The organism is Geovibrio sp. ADMFC3 (genome assembly GCF_054687035.1).
On the sequence record NZ_BAAFZG010000002.1, the window covers coordinates 1,409,115 to 1,426,974 of the forward strand.

Consider the following 17,860-nt stretch of genomic DNA (forward strand, 5'->3'; position numbering starts at 1 on the left):
CCCTCCTCATATTTACAAAGAGTATATGCTAATAAACACGGGATGTTCAATAGTAAAGACCAAAAGAAAAGGCGGGGTTTCCCCCGCCTGCGAAAGCTGATTTACTTAAAAAGTTTCAGTACCCCTTATAAAGATACATGAAGTGTGCGCCCCCTGCGAGGCTTACACCTTCAAAACTGCCGAACAGTTTGTCCCATACGGTAATTTTCTTATCAAAGCTTCTAAGCTCAACATTTTCAAGCTTAAGCTCGTTCTTCATCTCTTCAAAGGCGTCTCTTCTGCTGCCGAGGTTATCCACAAAGCCCATCTCAAAGGCTCTCTTGCCGGTAAAAACCCTGCCGTCAGCCTGAGAGCGAAGAAGCGTTTCATCCATGTTTCTGCGCTTCTGAATATCCTCAACAAACTGCTCATACATATCCATAACAGTCTGCATCAGAATTTCCTTTTCGGCATCGGTCATTTCTCTGTCAGGAGAACCTATATCCTTAAATTCGCCGCTTTTCAGGGCAAAGTTTTTAATGCCTATGGTGTTCATCAGCTTCTCATAGTTTGAAAGCTGCATTATTACCCCTATGCTGCCCGTGATTGTGGTCGGCATGGCAAATATGCGGTCGCATGCGGCGGAAACATAGTAGCCGCCGGACGCTGCAACGCTCTCCATCGAGGCGTAAACGGGCTTATTTATCGTCTGGATATAGTCAAAAATCTCTTTTGTGGGGGTGATAACTCCGCCGGGGCTGTTTACCCTTATGATTATACCTTTCACCCTGTCATTTTCAGAAAGCTCTTTCAGTGTGTTAATTGTCTCTTCCGCATCATATATTATCCCTGAAACAGAAATTTCAGCTACAGTGTTTTCCGGAAGATGTCCGCCCTCTGCACCGCTGATAACATAGACTGCTCTGCCCACAAGACCGAGGATCAGAAGAATCATTATAATTTTTATTGTTATTTTCCCTATACTTCTTTTCATATGTCCCTCTTTAACGGATTAATAGCAGAATATAAGAGCGCAGTAAAGCCAATTAGCTGTCAAGGGGCTTGAACCAATCCGTATAAATGCTATCCTTACTATATTAACGGAGGACATGTAATGGACAATTTCACACTGAACATTCCCACAAAAATCTTCTTCGGCAGAAATCAGATAAAGGTTCTGGGAAGACAAATAGAAAAATACGGCGGCAAGAGGGTTCTTATCTGCTACGGCAGTAAAAGAATAAAAAAAGAAGGGCTGTTCCAGACCATAACAGACAAACTCGCAGACAGAGGGCTTTACTTCACCGAACTCGGCGGAATTGAACCTAACCCCAGAATAACCAGCGTACGTGAAGGGGTTAAAATATGCAGAGAGGAAAACATAGACTTCATCCTTGCGGTGGGAGGGGGAAGCGTAATAGACTGCGCAAAAGTTATCGCCGGTTCTGTAAGTTATGACGGAGACCCATGGGACTTCTGCCTGCGTAAAGCAGCAATCAGCAAGGCGCTGCCCATCGGCACTGTGCTTACACTCGCCGCAACAGGTTCCGAATCAAACGGAAATGCCGTTATCTCAAATGTTGAGACAAAGCAGAAGCTCCCTGTTTATTCGCCTATTCTCTGGCCGAAGTTTTCCATCCTTGATCCGGAATACACATACTCTGTGCCTCCTTTCCATACAGCAGCGGGCATAGCAGATATAATGAGCCATATATTCGAGCAGTATTTTTCATCCACCGCTGATACATTCACGCAGGACAGGCTGGCGGAAGCACTCCTTAAAACCTGCCTTAAATATGCTCCCGTTGTTATGGAAAACCCCACTGATTACACTGCCAGAGCAGAGATACTCTGGGCTGGCAACCTTGCCCTCAACACTCTTCTCTCTCTGGGAAAAGAAGGTGACTGGGCAAACCACGCCATAGAGCATGAAGTCAGCGCAATATTTGATATATCCCACGGGGCTGGGCTTGCCGTTCTTTTTCCGAACTGGATGAAATATGTGATGGATGACACAAATGCAGATAAATTTTACCAGCTTGCGGTAAATGTGTTCGGCGTTGCGGAAAGCAGCGATAAAAAAGCCGCAGCATTGGAAGGAATAGACCGTCTGAGATCTTTTTATAACTCCATAGGCATGCCCTCAAAACTTTCTGAAACAGGTGTTGAGGAGGAATCTCTGCAAATAATGGCTGAAGGCGCTGTCCGTTTCGGTGAAATAGGCACATTTAAAAAACTGAAATCAAAAGACGTACTCGCCATTCTTAAAATGGCTTATTAATCAGACAGGAGGCAGTTATGAGCATATCTTTCAGGGCTTATGTAACATCTGAAAATTCAGACGGTACATATTCAGGCAGGATCACGGAACGCAGCACAGACGATCTCCCCGCAGGGGAAGTGCTTATCCGTGTGCGCTATTCATCACTGAACTATAAGGATGCTCTGTCCGCCTCCGGAAATAAAGGTGTAACAAAGAAATATCCGCACACTCCCGGTATTGACGCTGCCGGAGAGGTTGCGGAATGCACAGACGGCAGCTTTAAACAAGGCGACAAGGTCATTGTCACCGGTCATGACCTCGGCATGAACACAGCAGGCGGTTACGGAGAATATATCCGCATACCTTCGGCATGGGTTCTGCCTCTCCCTGCCGGTTTAACAATGAAAGAGGCTATGTCCCTCGGAACAGCGGGTCTTACAGCCGCACTCTGCGTGGAGGGTCTCCTGCACATGGGGCTGAAAAGCGGTCAGATCGCAGTCACCGGAGCAACAGGCGGTGTAGGAAGCATTGCGATCTCAATATTAAAGGCGGAGGGTTTCACCCCTTTTGCAGTAACAAGCAAGGCGGATCAGGCAGATTTTCTCAAATCGCTGGGAGCAGAAGGCATAATCCCTTCCTCCGATTTCACAGCAGGAAGCGAAAAACCACTTATGAAGCCCATATGGGACGGCGGCGTGGATGTTTTGGGCGGAAATGCCCTTACGGCGATGCTTAAATCCGTAAAATACGGCGGTGCGGTGTCCTGCTGCGGACTTGCCATGTCTCCTGATCTTCCGCTGAATGTGTTTCCTTTTATACTGCGGGGCGTCAGCCTGATAGGGATAGACTCTGTAGAATGCCCTAATGATAAACGTATCAGAGCATGGGAAAAGCTGGGAAGCATATGGAAGCCATCTATGCTGACTGATCTCAGCCATGAAACAGAGCTTAACGGACTTGATGAAAAAATTAAGCAGATGCTTGCAGGAAAAGCAGCGGGAAGGACAGTGATAAAGCTCTGATAAGATCATTCTGATACTTTTTTATATTGATAATTTCACTGTTCTGCCTGATCATGGACTATGAAAGTTAAATTCACCCGAAGTCTGCCCTACAAGCAGGCGAAAATGACTTTTTTCATTGCCTTCACTCTGGGTCTTCTCCTCAGCGCCCTATTGCTATGGATGGATTTCAGAAAGGAACAGACGAATGTGGAAGCCCGCCTTGGGCGTATTAATTCTATGATGTCCCAAACGGCGGGCTATGCTCTTGTTTCAGGAAATAAAAGCCTTGCCCAGAGCATAACAGACGGGCTGATACAAGTCGGGATAATCAAAAAAGCACGTCTGGTAAATGATAAAAACGAAGCACTCGCCGAAAGCGAAGCACCTGATGTTGATTCAGGCTTTGCCATTTCAATAATACGCAATATGTACACAGGAAAAACGATATTCCGTTTCCCTCTGGTTTATGGAAAGAACTGGAACTACGCAGGTTATGCGGAAATCTATCCCGATATCCAGAGCATATCAGAAGACTTCGCCTCACATGCCGGCACAGTGATAATATCAACATTCCTCGTTACTGCTGTTCTCTCATTGCTTTACGCTGTTTCGTTTCATCTCACACTGGTTCGTGAGATTCAGAAAATTGCAGGCAGACTCGCAGTTGCGGATCCTTCAAGCCAGTCAGTTTACAGCATCAACGTATCTGACAGGCACGCAAAGGATGAACTTGGGGTTCTCACAGAATCCCTCAACATACTTTTTGCCAGATATCATGACAACCTGCTGAAAGTCAGCAGAACAGAAGAGCTAAAATCCGCAAAAGAAGCAGCAGACACGGCAAACAGAGCAAAAAGCGAATTCCTCGCCAACATAAGCCACGAAATACGCACGCCCATGAACATAATACTCGGTTTCGCCGAAATCCTCGGCAGGGAAATAAATGAACCTGAGCATGCAAAGCTCCTTGAGGCAATCAAGGACAGCGGCGAAACATTGATGAAACTCATAAACGATCTGCTTGATCTGTCAAAAGTTGAATCAGGGAAAATAGACATAAACCCGTCACCCCTTAATATCGCCGCAGTGTTTGAAGAGACTATAAACATTTTTTCCGCCACAGCAGGTCAGAAAGGCGTTGAACTTCTGACAGAAACGTCCGGGTGTCGTAATGCAATTCTATTCGACGGAACAAGGCTGCGTCAGATACTTTTCAACCTCGTGGGCAACGCTGTCAAATTCACGGAAAAAGGCTTTATAAGGCTTTCATGCAGTATGAAAAACGAAGATAAAGACACATGCTCTTTAACTGTCACAGTGGAAGACAGCGGCATAGGAATAGAGGAAGATCAGCTTGAAACAGTATTTGACAACTTCACACAGCCGCAGGGGCAGGATCACGCCAGATACGGCGGAACAGGTCTCGGACTTGCCATCACAAAGAAACTCACTGAAGCAATGAACGGAACAGTAACTGTTTCAAGCACTAAAGGAAAAGGTTCAGTATTCACAGTCAGATTCCTCAATGTTCCCATCTCCTGCAAAATTGAAAAACAGACGCCGGCAGACGAAGCAGTCATCTTCGAGCCTGCAACAATACTAATAGCTGACGACAGCCCCCAGAACAGATTTCTTATCCGTCTTCTGCTCAAAGAATACCCCTTCACTTTTGTAGAAGCTCAGAACGGACGTGAAGCTTTCAGCAAGGCAGAAGAATTTATCACTGATGTAATACTGATGGATATGAAAATGCCCGATACTGACGGATACACTGCTGCTAAGATGCTGAAAAGCAGCGGCAAAACAAAAAATATACCCATAATTGCAGTTTCGGCGGATGTCTTAAATGACCGTATGGACGAGGCATTTGCCTGCGGCTGTTCGGTCTATGTGAAAAAACCCATTGTTTCATCAGAACTTATCAATGCTCTCAAGGTCTTTCTTACATACACGGTAAAAGAAAATCCGAAGCCTGCCCTCACTGCGGAAGTTTCAGTTCTTACTGATGAACAAAAAAAATTAATCAGAGATGAGCTTTACGGAAAATGGCAGAGTATATCAAGACGGTTCGTTATAAGCGATATGATAAGCTTCGCAGATGAGGCTCTTGTCCTTGCGGAGAAAGAAAATATAAAAGAATTGAAAAACTGGGCGGAAAAACTTGCAAAAGAAGCAAAAGAGTTCGATATTGACTCATTAACCGGAACGATAGATAATTTTACCGGATTCATATAAGGAGACAACATGAGCGACACATGCGGATGCGGAAGCGGCGGCTGCGGCGGTCACGACCATGACCACGAAATTGATGACGAGAGTATGGTGAGCATGGCTTTTGCCATGGAAAAAGAATTTATGGACGAAATAAATCAGGCGTGCGAAGTTAACGGCATGAGCTTTGAAGAATTCGTTTACAGCTGCCTTGAAGTTGGCATCGGCATTACAAACGGCGATCTGCATCTTATCGATTCAGAAACCGGTGAAAAAGTCGAGTAAGAAAAGAGTTAAGACCGGCACTGAAAAATGTGCCGGTTTTTTTATATCATTTTTCAGGAAAGAGTGCGTGAAAGCGCTTTTTTGAGATTTTCCTCAAATGAGCTTTCCGCAGAGAATGATATGCGGACGGCGTTCTCAGCATCTTTTCTGGAATAACCAAGATTGCACAGCGCACTCACCACATCCTCTGAGGATTCTTCCGGCTGGGTTTCTGTTTTAAAAACAAGACCAAATTTATCTTTCAGCTCAAGGATTATCCTCTCCGCCGTTTTCAGACCGATCCCCGGGATTCCTTTAATCTTAACCACATCACCCGAGACCACCGCTTTTTCAAACGACCTCACATCAAGCCCGGAGAGAATGCCCAGCGCCATCTTGGGTCCCACTTTGCTTATTGATGTCAGGAGGGTAAAAAGCTTTTTTTCCTCAGGAGTCACAAACCCGAACAGGCTGATATCATCCTCACGGACATTCATCAGCGTATAAAGGGAAGCCTCTTCCCCTATATCAGGCAAGGAAGCAAAGCTCTGCATGGAGATGCCTATTTTAAAAGCTACGGCGCCTGTATCTATCACTGCAAAGTCGGGGTGCTTTTCAAGCAGTTCGCCTTTAACTCTGTATATCAAAACCGCCTCCCGGTAATCTCAAGTCCCAGACACACTGCCACAGCCAAGGCATCGGATGCATCAAGCGGGCTTTTGCCCATCTTCATGCCGAGGAGAACCTCCACCATATGCCTGACCTGCTCTTTATCCGCCTTGCCGTAGCCCACAACAGACTTCTTCACCTGCAAAGCGGTGTATTCATTAACGCTCATGCCGCATGAAAGAAGGGTGGCAATTATTGCCCCCCTTGTCTGCCCCAGAAGCATTGCGCTTTTTATATTGACTGACTGGAAAATATCTTCAACCGCAGATATCTCCGGTTTATATTCACCCACAGCCCCTCTGATTCCTTCGCATATTACACCAAGGCGTTCAGGGAGAGTTTTTTTGCTGTCAGTGCGGATCACGCCGTGGTAAACATGTTCCACTTTCCCCGGCCATGCCCGCACAACACCTATGCCTGTGCAGTTAAGTCCGGGGTCAATCCCCATTACTATGCGGGACAACTAGTCCTCAAGCTGAGACATTACTTCGTCATCAGCCTCAAAGTTAGAGTAAACCTCCTGAACATCGTCCAAATCCTCAAGAGAATCGGTAATGTTCATAAGCTTACGGAGATCTTCAGCATTCACGGGGACACTGTTTTTAGGTTTCATGGTTATTTCTGCAAATTCAAAGGAATAGCCTTTCTCTTCAAGAGCAGTCTTTACATCCATGAAGTCGGAATACTCGCAGTAAACAGCGAAGACATCGCCGTCATCCACAACATCTTCTGCTCCGGCTTCCAGAGCTTCTTCCAGAAGTTTTTCCTCATCCGCCTTGTCTTTTGCGATCTCAAGCAGACCTTTCTGTTCAAATATCCATGCAACGCAGCCGGCTTCACCCATGCTGCCGCCTTTTTTAGTGAGAGTGCTGCGGACTTCCGCAACCGTTCTGTTCCTGTTGTCTGTCAGAGTTTTAACAAGGATAGCAACACCGCCGGGACCGTAGCCTTCATATGTCACATCTTCGTATGAGGCCTCGTTGCCTTCGCCTGTTCCTTTCTTGATTGCCCGTTCAACGTTGTCTTTAGGCAGGTTTACAGCTTTTGCCTTGTCAAGAGCCAGTCTGAGGCGGGGGTTCATGTCAGGATCTCCGCCCCCTTCTTTTGCTGCCACTGTGATCTCACGGGCAACCTTAGTGAAGACTTTCCCTTTTTTAGCGTCCTGAGCCGCCTTTCTGTGCTTAATATTCGCCCACTTACTATGTCCTGCCATACGGGTTTACTCCTTTGAAAAATATATTTATCAAACCTTTAGGGGTATTTTGCATAAATAGCCCCCACAGGGTGCAGGGGCAAGCAAAAAAAGCAGAATAGTATAGTATAAATGCAGTTTCAAAAAAAGATCAAAATCGCAATGAAAGCGCTAAAAATTTATGCTGCCGAGAAACGGAAACCACCTTACAAGATATGCACTGAGAATAACCATGCTGTTTGTCGCCATAAGCAGACCTATTATTATGAGCAGTACGCCCGAAACTTTCTCAACTACCATGACAACCTTTCCAGCTCTTTTCATACCGGAAATAACATGCCCCACAGCAAGGGCAGCAAGGAGAAAAGGAATCCACAGACCCAGCCCGTATGTAACAAGGAGACCTATTCCCTGTCCCACGGTTTCCTGCTGGGAAGCCATGGCGAATATAGCCGCAACCACAGGACCAAGACAGGGGGACCAGCCGAGAACAAGAGCAACGCCAAGAAAAAATGCCTGAATAAGAAACGGTGCGCCGGCCTTGCGCTGATAGTTCCATTTTTTCTGCACCAGAAGCTTGTTTATACGAAAAATGCCCGCCATATGCAGACCGAGAATTATAATAAGGATGCCCGCAATGCGTCCGAGCATTATCTTATGCTGCGCCAGAGCCTTACCGACTGCGGTTGCACTCGCACCCAGAACCACGAAGACCAGAAGAAACCCAAGTCCGAAAAACACCGCCCCGAGAACAGCCTTAACCCTTGCTTTTCTTGATTCACCGGAGGTGAGGGTATCTATTGTCTCACCGGATATAAAAGACAGATAAGCCGGAAGCAGAGGAAGAACACACGGGGAAAGAAAAGACAGAACACCTGCTGTAAATGCTGTAATAAATCCGATTTCATTCATAATCACTACCTTATACTCATTTTTCACTTTGGTAAAGACAGGCGGAGCTGTTAAATGTTCCCCGCAAATATATATTATATTCAGATATTACGCTAAAACGATACTGAAATACCTATAAATCTTAGGTTTCTTAATATCTTTTACTAAACTTTTTCCTTGATCAACTGTCGGATTATGTACATTATAAAATCAAAGTCAAGACGTTACGGAGTCAGCCAATGAACAAAAACACTAAGTTCCTCGTTGCCACTGCGGTCATTGTAATTGCCATTTCGTTCCTGCTTTTCAGCGGCTTCAAATCAGAAGGGGTGTATTACCTCACTGTGGGCGAAGTTCTCCATAACCCGGAAAAGCTTAATGAGAAGGGCATGCGCGTGAGCGGTGAAGTTATCCCCGGCACAATCACAAAAAACACAAAAGAAAGGCACCTTGTTTTCGATATCATGGATGTTGAAGAGGGCGGAGCAGTGATGACCGTTGATTACAAAGGCATTATTCCCGACACATTCAAAGAAGAAATCCATGTCATCATCGAAGGCAACTACGACATTGAAAATAAAAAGTTTATTGCAAAAACTCTTCTTACAAAATGCCCCTCAAAATATGAGGTTGACGCAGAAGAAGAGACAACTAAAGGATAATTTTTATACCTTAAAGAACTTTTTATACAATTCCATATCAACTTAGTATACTATGCAAAGTTTATTACGGTGTGCGGGGTCTGTCCGTAAACGGGCAGATACTCAGCGGTGATGTTTTGCAAATCTAAAAATCACGAGGTGAACAGTGGGCGGAGCAGGATTTTTGTTTATGCTCCTTGCGCTTATAACAGGCGCAGGTGCTTCTTACTTCTACTTAACAGGGATGAGAAGCGAAAACAAAATTTACGATAAAATCGGAGGATATTTCCTCATCGCACAGACAGCGGCAATCGGTATTGCCTCTCTGGTTCTTCTTCTGGCGCTTGTCACAAGCAATTTCAAGATTGAATATGTCGCTCAGTACACAGACCTTGCACTGCCTATGGTTTATAAGCTCAGTGCTTTCTGGGCAGGGCAGGCAGGTTCTCTACTTTTTTGGGGACTTCTTCTTGTTATATTCGCCATGATTGAAATGATAAGGCTCAGAGATTACGACCCAAGATATAAGAGTACTGTTCTTTTTGTTATATCAGTTTCGTCTTCTTTTTTCCTGATCCTTACCTGTTTCGTTACCAACCCTTTTGCGGAACTGAACTTTATGCCGCAGGACGGCGTGGGAATGAACCCCCTTCTCCAGAACCCCGGAATGATTTATCATCCGCCAACACTTTTCCTTGGCTTTGCCGGTTTCACAGTTCCTCTGGGACACGCCATAGCATCCATCATCACCAATGACGGTTCAAACCTTTGGGTGAAAGAGAGCAGAGGATGGGCAATATTCTCATGGGTTTTCCTTACAATAGGTATTGTTCTCGGCGGTCAGTGGGCTTATGTTGAACTTGGCTGGGGCGGATACTGGGCATGGGATCCAGTTGAAAACGCTTCTCTTCTTCCATGGATCACCGCTACTGCTTATCTGCACTCCGCTCTTATATACGAGCAGAGAAACAAGCTCAAAATATGGACTCACACCCTGCTGATGACATCCTTTATACTCTGCATATTCGGAACGTTTCTCACAAGAAGCGGCGTTATAGAGTCTGTTCACTCATTCGGCAAATCAAGCCTCGGTACATTTTTCATAGTATTTATGGTGGTTGCAACAGTTGCTTACCTCATCATGCTGCTCACAAACCTCAAGCTTTATAAAGATCCCGAAGAAAAAGAATTTCACTTCTCCTCCAGAGAAGGAATGTTTTTCATCGCAAACTGGGTTTTCCTCGGTCTCATGGTTGTTGTCCTTGTGGGAACAACCATGCCTATCCTCTCACAGGCATATTACGGGATTATGGGAGTCTTCGGAGTTGTGGGCAATAAGCTTACGGTTAATATCCCCTACTTCAATAAAGTATCCACCCCGTTCTTCATACTGATCCTTCTTTTTGCGGGTCTTGCCCCCATGGCTCAGTACGGCAAGGAGATAGGGGAAAGCTTCTATAAAAAAATAATACCCGCTGTGATTGCTGCTCTGGCATCTATGGTGTTAATGTATGTGAAAGGCTATACAATGCCTATCCCTCTCATTCTCACAGGTGTGACAACACTTTCACTCGCCACAATCATCACAAGGATTATAACCTCCGTTAAAAATAACGGAGCCAGAGTAATCCTCACTCAGCGCAGGCACTACGGCGGACTCCTTGTCCACATAGGCGTTGTTATAATGGCTTACGGAATCATCGCCTCATCCTTCTACAACATCAAGGATGAGCATGTGGTAGCCCCCGGTGAAAGCTTTACATTCGGTCAGTATGAAATGCAGGTGGGTGAACTCACCGTAAATCAGGGTCAGAACTTTACATCTGTCTACGCACCTGTTAAAGTAACAGAAAACGGTAAAGAGATAGTCACTGTCGCTCCGGAAAGACGCTTCTACAACAAACGTGAGGAAGCATGGGCGGAAGTTGCAATCTACTCGAAACTGAAAGGCGACCTCTACTTCATACTTGCCAGCTATTCCAAACCTGAAAACTACATCGGAATTCAGGTAGTTTATGAGCCTCTTCTCATTTGGCTCTGGATAGGCTGCGCCGTTATGTGCGTGGGCGCTGTTTATACTGTTACCGGCAGGAGCAAAAATGCCTGAGCCTATTTTCAGGCTGGATAATGTTAAAAAGAGATACGGTCACACCGAAGCATTGAAGGGTGTGACCTTTGAACTTGCGGAAGGGGACTTCATGTCTGTGTTCGGACCGAACGGGGCAGGGAAGTCCACCCTTCTGAAAATCCTTTCCACCCTCACCAAACCGAGTGAGGGTGATATTTTTTTTAAAGGTACGCCCATAAAAAAGATGAAGGATGATTTCAGAAGACACTTCGGAGTAATCTCGCACCAGCCTTTTTTATATGAAAACCTGAGCGCTTTTGAAAACCTTGTCTTTTACGGCAGGCTTTACGGACTAAAAGATGTCCCCGCAAGGGCGGATTTTCTGTTGAAAAGAGTTGAACTTCTCGCCAGAAAGCATGACAGAGTACGGGCGTTTTCAAGAGGAATGCTCCAGAGGCTTTCCATTGCCCGTGCGCTCATGCACGACCCTGATATTATCCTGCTTGATGAACCCTACACAGGGCTTGATCAGCATGCCTCACTGGTTCTCACAGGCATCCTTAAGGAACAGTTTTCCCTTAAAAAAACCATAGTTATGGTTACTCACAATCTCCCCAGAGGTTATGAGCTTGCCTCCAGAATAGTTGTTGTCAAAGGCGGCAAATTCACTCTGGACAGCAAAAAAGAAGAGATTCCCGAAAAAGAGTTCGAGGAAATATACATGCAGGCGGTAAGCTGAGATGGGCTATTTTAATACCGTATTCTGCATTTTCAGAAAAGATATTCTTGAAGAGTTCAAGTCCAAGGAAGTTGTTAATTCCATGCTGGTCTTCTCCCTCCTTGTCGTTGTTGTATTCAGCTTCATTTTCGAGCCGGGCAGCGACATGAAAAACGAGGTTGTCGGCGGCATATTGTGGATGAGCTTTGTTTTTGCAGGACTTCTGGGGCTGAATAAGTCTATGATGACAGAAGTTCAGGGGGGCAACCTTCAGGCGCTTCTTTTATCTCCCGTTGATCCAAGCTCAATCTTCTTCGGCAAAGTTTTAAGCAATTTTACATTCATAGCAATGGTGGAGATAATCACAATCCCCATATTCACAGTGCTTTATAATGTAAATGTTTTCGCAGGCGGAGCATTGACTGCATCTGTCTTTTTCCTCGGCACATACGGGTTCGCCGTGCTGGGAACGCTGTTCTCGCTCATATCCGTAAACACCAGAACAAGGGAAGTCATGCTTCCGCTTCTGCTTCTGCCGATACTTGTTCCGGTCATTCTCGCCTCAGTGCAGAGTCTTAATATTTTTGTCCTCGGTCACGATCATGCTCTTGCTTACCCGTGGCTGAAGATCCTTCTTATATTCGATATTATTTTCACCGCCGTTGTATTTGCGGTGTTTGACTTCATAGTAGAGGAATAGCTAATGAGCAAAGAAAAAATCCTTGACGCAGCACTTATTATCCTTGTGCCTTTCGGTCTTTATATGGCGTTTATCTACGCTCCCGTGGCAAAATCTCTGGGACCTAACCAGAAGATTTTCTATTTCCATGTGGCATCAGCGTGGATTTCGTTTTTCGCCTTTTTTGTGACCTTCTGCACGAGCATTCTTTACCTGATGAAGGATGACTTCAGCTTTGACGATATAGCTGAAAGCTCCGCCGAAATCGGTCTTCTCTTCTGTACCATAGTTCTTACCACCGGTCCCGTTTGGGGCAAGGCTGCATGGGGAGCTTGGTGGACATGGGACCCCAGACTTACCACCACTGCGATCCTCTGGTTTATCTATGTGGGCTATATAATGCTCCGCAAGTTCATAGATGAAGACAGCAAAAGAGCCCGTTTTGCAGCTGCTGTGGGTATAATCGGCTTTATAGATGTGCCTATTGTCTTCTTCTCTATCCGCATATGGAAAAATACCATACACCCCAACGTGGTACAGAAAGGCGGCGGCGGACTTCACCCCATGATGCTTCATGCTATGTTTGTTGCTCTTCTGATATTCACGCTGCTTTATTTCAGCCTGCTTATCAAAAGAGTGCGCCTTGCAAGGGCAAGACGCAGATTTGCAGCTCTGGAAAGAGCATCCTAGAAAAACTCCAAGCCTCCCGGTGCAAACCTGCGGAGGCTTTTTTAATCAGTAAAATTACCATGCCATTGCCTGCTTTAAGCTGTATAATTCATTCATAGACTTATTTAAGGCGGTGGAGTTATGTTTGAATTAATTGCTCTGGCTCTGGCAAAGGCTCTGGCGGCTTATCTCTTCAAATTTTATGTTCTGGCGACACCAGTTGTAAAAATCGAAGGCGCACCAAACTGGTTTTATAAGGAATCTTCAAATGAAATATGCGTATTTGCCCACGAGAGGGGCGGCTACGACGCCGTGGACGCACTGAAAGGCAGTTCATATACCCTTATGAATGAAAAGATAAACGGCATACTTCAGGTGGCGGTCTATGATGAATACAGAAACCTGAAAGACCCTAAAGAGATAGAATTCACAAAAGCATTTATGAAAGACCCTGAACTTCCCGTGTTTATAACCAAAACAATGCAGTTCAGAAATATAGTGTACGACAAAGATATACACACCGCATTTTCAAAAGCATGCATAGGGAAAAATGAGCTGATAAGCTATCAGGAAGAAAGGCTTGAAAAGCTGAAATACTCCCTCTCCCACGAACGCGCCGGAAACGCGTTCGATGAACTGGAAGAGTCGGTTAAATAGCTTATTTTGAAGAGAAAAGAGCGTGGAGGATCACCGCCGCACTCTGTGACACGTTCAGCGAGTCAATATCTCCTGACATGGGTATGCGGAACGCAGTGTCAGCCTTCTCCAGCACACCGGGGCGTATTCCTTTGCCTTCGGAGCCCAGGATAACCGCTGATTTTTCCGCAAACTTCACATCATTCAGCACTGTTTCTCCGTCCACATCGGCGGCATATATCTTGTAGCCCATCTTCTGCAAATCTTCAGCGGCAGAGCTGATGTTCGTTGTTTCATAAATATCTGCATAGAACAAAGTTCCGCTTGAAGCTTTGCAAACTGCCGCCGTGACAGGAGCCTGATGATATCTCGCCACGATTATTGTCTTCACGCCGAAACAGTTCGCCGCACGGATTATAGTCCCGTAGTTATGGGGATCCTGTATCCTGTCCAGAATGAGGACATCGCCCTGTATATCTTTCTTATGGCGGACAAATTCTTTCGGTTCTATATCATTTATCTCTGCCGCAACGCCCTGCGCCTCATCCCCGAAACGGTGTTCAAACTCCCTTCTGCCAAACTCCGCCGCTTCAAGGTCATCAGGTTTCTCCCTGAATGTTGAGCCCTTGCGGAGAAAAAGGTTTTTAACCAGTCCGAGTTTAAGCGCTTCCGCTACAGTGTTTCTTCCGTGTATTATCATATTCCTTTCCTTAGCTGATTAGCTAGAGGGAGTTATAACAGCCCTTGAAAAACCCCGCAAGGAAAAAGAGTTTCACACAAGCTCATCAAAATAGAGCCCCCTCATGAAAAGCTCAGTGAGATACTGCTGGTCACGGTACTCTCTCGTAACTCTCTCTTCCTTTTTTTCTTCAAACTTCACAAGAAGATCTTTAAGCTCTTTGCGCTCGTTCACTATTTCGTCATACTCTACAAAGCGCAGGTGTTTAACCTTTTCCTGCTTGGCAAAATCTTTTTCACGCAGTTCACTGTGATACTCAATAGTATCGTATTCCGCTATGCGGAGCCTGCGTTTATCCTCGATTCTGCTTGCTGTTTCTGCGATGGCTGAGTTGTGAAACTTAACCACCTCGCCTGATGAATTTCTGTTGTCCTGCCTTTCCGGCAGAGCGCTGCTGCGTTCGATTTTCATACTGTCCCCCTGACTTGTACAAATTAGGGGTGCTTGAATACTGTGCGGGAACCTTTTGAAGCGTCTGAAAATACTGGTAAGAAAGGAGTTCTTCGCACGGGCACACCTATAAGGCAACATCCCTGTAAAACAATTGCATCCGTGCATCTTTCTTATCGGCTAAAACGAAAAAAACTTAAGTGATTTTTAAGAAAAAAAGGGAAAAAATATATAGAAACTTATAAACCTTTGTGAAAAAAGCTCCTTTTCATACTGCTAAGGAGAGTCCTATCTTTTAAAGAAATTTTAGATGCTAAGGAGTTAGTGTAAGAATCCATATCTGCTGCGGAAGAAAAGACATCAAGAAGAAACCCGTTTTTTTTCATTACATCCGCACGGAACATTTCTCCGGTGTAAAAGAAGTCAGCAGCGGCGGCTGGTTTCATTATCCGTGGAATTGCCTGCGTTCCGCCGAACCCGGTGATTATCCCAAGCTTCGTCCCCGGATGGGCGAATACGCTCTCAGCCGTGGCAAGTCTGAAATCACACGCAGCAGCGAAATCCATGCCTCCGCCCATGCAGTAGCCGTCTATCTCCCCTATGACTATCTGCGGAACAGTACGCATCAGGTTAAACAGAGAGTTACCGAGCATCGAAAACCCCTTTGCGGTGAACCCGTCATAGTCATACATAGTCTTGAGGTCTGCTCCCACTGCAAAACATCCGGAAGCACCCTGAATACGGATCACCTTAGCGGGAGTCTCCGCCGCCTCTTTAATGCTGCGGATAATCTTCTTTATGGTCGGCGCATCCAGCAGGGTAAACCTGCCTTCAGGCGGGGTAAGCGTTATGAATGCTGTGAGTTCTTTCAAAGTGAGGCTTATCATCACTCATCCTCAAACCGGAGATCTTCCCAGCGGTTTTTGAATACCGGCTTTCTCTTCTCTATAAAAGCGCCCATACCCTCACGCTTGTCCTCACAGGAAAATGAAAAGGTAAAAGCGTTTTGCTCAAACAGCAAAGCCTTGTCAAAATCCATCTCCAGTCCGTTATTCACAGTTTCTTTGGCGAGACCAAGTATAAAAGTGCTTTTTCCGGAAAGTTTCATGCACAGGGAATCCACATGCTCATACATTGATGAAGCATCGCTGAATACTGCATTAACTATACCCTTTGCATAAAGCTCCTCCGCAGAAACTGCTTCGCCGGTGAAAACCAGATACTTTGCGAATGTTTCATAAACTTTGCGGGAAGCAAGTTGGGTTCCTCCGAACCCGGGAATAATACCTAAGTTAACTTCAGGAAAGGCGAATTTAGATGAAGAGACAGCAAATATAAGATCACAGGCAAGAGCGGTTTCAAATCCTGCCCCGAATGCCTCGCCGTCAATCTCGGCTATCACCAGCTTTTTCAGCCTGCGTATTGTCTTTATAAGTCTCTGCCCGCGTTCGGCATAGACTCTGGCTTCCTTCTCACCGAAAGAACCCAGATCTGACACTGCACGCCCCATTGTAAAGCTGCCGTCTTTTCCACGAAGGCGTACAAAATCTATATTTCTGTCCGCTTCCGCATCCTCAAGAACACGGCAGAGTATAAGCGGATCAAAGCATCTTTTTTCTAATGTAATAACCGCTGATTTTCCTGAAATTTCAAGACCGAAACATCCCATCATTCACCCAGAATCATAACCACGCAGAGCATGGCAACTATAATAATGCACATGGCAGCAAGGCGGTAGTTTTTCTTAGCCAGCCCGTGCCAGAGAACATAAAGCACACCAACAGCAGGAGCTGTGATAACCGTCCATATGCCTGTCATTATGGTGTCAGTCCCGTTGAGGGTAAACGCACCCGCTATATGCCCTGCAATGCTCTTATTAACATATTCAGCGCCCAGTCCGAGCAGATTTTCCGCCAGACCGAGGATAACAATGCCAACACCGAAAAGACCTATATATTTAAGGAGTCTGCCAAGATTTTTTTCCATAACCCTACCCCAGCGACCTTATGAACATCTGCAATGCAATGAGGAGCAGAATGAATATGAAAAGTTTTTTGATTCGGCTGTCCGTCACTTTGCGGAGTTTTGCCGTAGCGAATGTTGAACCGATGAGAACTCCGGCTATTATGGAACCCGCAAGCTGCGGCAGCATATACCCGTGAAAAATGTACGCTACACAACCGGCCGCCGCCGTGAAACCTATCATAAAATTGCTTGTTGCAGTCGCCACACGCAGCGGCACGCCGGAGAGAATATTCATGGCAGGAACCTTAAAAAAACCGCCGCCGACACCAAGCATGCTCGAGATAACGCCAGCACCCGCCGAAACAAGCATAGAGTAATGCACTTTTTTTACCTTATAGTGAATCACCCTGCCCCGCAGTTCATCCATGTACGAACCGGAATAAAATCCATTTCCTTCATCCGGCGGTGTCTCGGCATCTTCTGTGCTGACAGTCTTTTTCCACATGAGATAAGCAGTTATAAGGGTAACAATGGAGAACATGATAAGGATAGGTCTTTCGCTCACGGAAACACTGATGTAACCGCCGATAAGAGCGCCGAGAATAGTCACTGTCTCAAGTGTCACAGCAAGAGGTACATTGACAAAATTACGGTTGAGGTTTGATGCAGAGATAAGCACACTGCCCACGGTTATGGACGCAAGGGAAGCCGCCACCGCTGTGTGAATCGGGTAACCGAATATAAGAACAAGCACAGGGACAATCAGCACTCCGCCGCCGATTCCCAGCAGATAACCAAGGACGCCCGCAAGTATCCCCACGGGGATAAGCTGTAATATTTCAATCATATACTGATATAGGTTAATGAATGATGAATGTCAAC

Annotated in this window: 21 protein-coding genes; 10 read left to right on the forward strand and 11 right to left on the reverse strand. The window is 45.7% G+C overall.

Annotated features, from left to right (window positions below):
- Positions 1-115: 115 nt before the first annotated feature.
- A complete protein-coding gene (gene sppA, locus ACYRYY_RS07030; RefSeq protein WP_460214899.1) occupies positions 116-973 on the reverse strand; it encodes a signal peptide peptidase SppA in 858 nt (285 codons plus the stop codon).
- A gap of 120 nt (positions 974-1,093) precedes the next feature.
- Between sppA and ACYRYY_RS07035 the strand changes: the two genes are divergently transcribed.
- From ACYRYY_RS07035 to ACYRYY_RS07050, 4 genes are all read left to right on the forward strand, one after another.
- The gene (locus tag ACYRYY_RS07035; protein WP_460214900.1) at positions 1,094-2,260 is read left to right on the forward strand and encodes an iron-containing alcohol dehydrogenase; all 1,167 of its coding nucleotides are present in this window, start codon (positions 1,094-1,096) and stop codon (positions 2,258-2,260) included.
- Positions 2,261-2,277: 17 nt separating this feature from the next.
- A complete protein-coding gene (locus ACYRYY_RS07040; protein WP_460214901.1) occupies positions 2,278-3,264 on the forward strand; it encodes a YhdH/YhfP family quinone oxidoreductase in 987 nt (328 codons plus the stop codon).
- 105 nt (positions 3,265-3,369) lie between these two features.
- A complete protein-coding gene (locus ACYRYY_RS07045) occupies positions 3,370-5,481 on the forward strand; it encodes an ATP-binding protein (RefSeq protein WP_460214902.1) in 2,112 nt (703 codons plus the stop codon).
- Positions 5,482-5,490: 9 nt separating this feature from the next.
- On the forward strand, positions 5,491-5,742 hold the full coding sequence (locus tag ACYRYY_RS07050) for a hypothetical protein (protein ID WP_460214903.1): 252 nt from the start codon (positions 5,491-5,493) through the stop codon (positions 5,740-5,742).
- 53 nt (positions 5,743-5,795) lie between these two features.
- Here ACYRYY_RS07050 and ruvA read toward each other — a convergent pair whose 3' ends face one another.
- The 4 genes from ruvA to ACYRYY_RS07070 all read right to left on the reverse strand — a co-directional run bounded on the left by ruvA (position 5,796) and on the right by ACYRYY_RS07070 (position 8,494).
- Positions 5,796-6,368 (reverse strand): Holliday junction branch migration protein RuvA, encoded by a 573-nt coding sequence (gene ruvA / locus ACYRYY_RS07055; protein ID WP_460214904.1) that lies wholly within the window; start codon positions 6,366-6,368, stop codon positions 5,796-5,798.
- Positions 6,365-6,853 carry a crossover junction endodeoxyribonuclease RuvC gene (ruvC, locus tag ACYRYY_RS07060; RefSeq protein WP_460214905.1) on the reverse strand — a complete coding sequence of 163 codons (489 nt, stop codon included), beginning with the start codon at positions 6,851-6,853 and terminating at the stop codon, positions 6,365-6,367. The genes ruvA and ruvC overlap by 4 nt, the downstream gene beginning before the upstream one ends.
- On the reverse strand, positions 6,854-7,603 hold the full coding sequence (locus ACYRYY_RS07065; protein WP_460214906.1) for a YebC/PmpR family DNA-binding transcriptional regulator: 750 nt from the start codon (positions 7,601-7,603) through the stop codon (positions 6,854-6,856).
- A 150-nt stretch (positions 7,604-7,753) separates the two neighbouring features.
- Entirely contained in the window at positions 7,754-8,494 is a 741-nt protein-coding gene (locus tag ACYRYY_RS07070; RefSeq protein ID WP_460214907.1) for a cytochrome c biogenesis CcdA family protein, read from the reverse strand.
- A 218-nt stretch (positions 8,495-8,712) separates the two neighbouring features.
- Between ACYRYY_RS07070 and ACYRYY_RS07075 the strand changes: the two genes are divergently transcribed.
- The 6 genes from ACYRYY_RS07075 to ACYRYY_RS07100 all read left to right on the forward strand — a co-directional run bounded on the left by ACYRYY_RS07075 (position 8,713) and on the right by ACYRYY_RS07100 (position 13,905).
- Positions 8,713-9,135 carry a cytochrome c maturation protein CcmE gene (locus ACYRYY_RS07075; protein WP_460214908.1) on the forward strand — a complete coding sequence of 141 codons (423 nt, stop codon included), beginning with the start codon at positions 8,713-8,715 and terminating at the stop codon, positions 9,133-9,135.
- Between the two features lie 169 nt (positions 9,136-9,304).
- Complete coding sequence (locus ACYRYY_RS07080; RefSeq protein ID WP_460214909.1) at positions 9,305-11,221, forward strand: heme lyase CcmF/NrfE family subunit; 1,917 nt, start codon at positions 9,305-9,307, stop codon at positions 11,219-11,221.
- On the forward strand, positions 11,214-11,921 hold the full coding sequence (locus ACYRYY_RS07085) for an ABC transporter ATP-binding protein (protein ID WP_460214910.1): 708 nt from the start codon (positions 11,214-11,216) through the stop codon (positions 11,919-11,921). Before ACYRYY_RS07080 ends, ACYRYY_RS07085 begins: the two co-directional genes overlap by 8 nt.
- 1 nt (position 11,922) lies before the next feature.
- Positions 11,923-12,600: a heme exporter protein CcmB gene (locus ACYRYY_RS07090; protein ID WP_460214911.1), complete on the forward strand. Its 678-nt coding sequence runs from the start codon at positions 11,923-11,925 to the stop codon at positions 12,598-12,600.
- Between the two features lie 3 nt (positions 12,601-12,603).
- Positions 12,604-13,269 (forward strand): cytochrome c biogenesis protein, encoded by a 666-nt coding sequence (locus ACYRYY_RS07095; RefSeq protein WP_460214912.1) that lies wholly within the window; start codon positions 12,604-12,606, stop codon positions 13,267-13,269.
- A gap of 120 nt (positions 13,270-13,389) precedes the next feature.
- Entirely contained in the window at positions 13,390-13,905 is a 516-nt protein-coding gene (locus tag ACYRYY_RS07100) for a hypothetical protein (protein WP_460214913.1), read from the forward strand.
- Position 13,906: 1 nt separating this feature from the next.
- Here ACYRYY_RS07100 and ACYRYY_RS07105 read toward each other — a convergent pair whose 3' ends face one another.
- The 6 genes from ACYRYY_RS07105 to ACYRYY_RS07130 all read right to left on the reverse strand — a co-directional run bounded on the left by ACYRYY_RS07105 (position 13,907) and on the right by ACYRYY_RS07130 (position 17,825).
- Complete coding sequence (locus ACYRYY_RS07105) at positions 13,907-14,584, reverse strand: TrmH family RNA methyltransferase (protein ID WP_460214914.1); 678 nt, start codon at positions 14,582-14,584, stop codon at positions 13,907-13,909.
- Positions 14,585-14,656: 72 nt separating this feature from the next.
- The gene (locus tag ACYRYY_RS07110; RefSeq protein ID WP_460214915.1) at positions 14,657-15,034 is read right to left on the reverse strand and encodes a hypothetical protein; all 378 of its coding nucleotides are present in this window, start codon (positions 15,032-15,034) and stop codon (positions 14,657-14,659) included.
- A gap of 218 nt (positions 15,035-15,252) precedes the next feature.
- Positions 15,253-15,900: an enoyl-CoA hydratase/isomerase family protein gene (locus tag ACYRYY_RS07115; RefSeq protein WP_460214916.1), complete on the reverse strand. Its 648-nt coding sequence runs from the start codon at positions 15,898-15,900 to the stop codon at positions 15,253-15,255.
- Positions 15,900-16,685, reverse strand: a complete 786-nt coding sequence (locus tag ACYRYY_RS07120; RefSeq protein WP_460214917.1) for an enoyl-CoA hydratase/isomerase family protein — start codon at positions 16,683-16,685, stop codon at positions 15,900-15,902. The genes ACYRYY_RS07115 and ACYRYY_RS07120 overlap by 1 nt, the downstream gene beginning before the upstream one ends.
- Positions 16,682-16,999 (reverse strand): DUF1634 domain-containing protein, encoded by a 318-nt coding sequence (locus ACYRYY_RS07125; RefSeq protein WP_460214918.1) that lies wholly within the window; start codon positions 16,997-16,999, stop codon positions 16,682-16,684. The genes ACYRYY_RS07120 and ACYRYY_RS07125 overlap by 4 nt, the downstream gene beginning before the upstream one ends.
- A 4-nt stretch (positions 17,000-17,003) precedes the next feature.
- Entirely contained in the window at positions 17,004-17,825 is an 822-nt protein-coding gene (locus tag ACYRYY_RS07130; protein WP_460214919.1) for a sulfite exporter TauE/SafE family protein, read from the reverse strand.
- Positions 17,826-17,860: the final 35 nt, after the last annotated feature.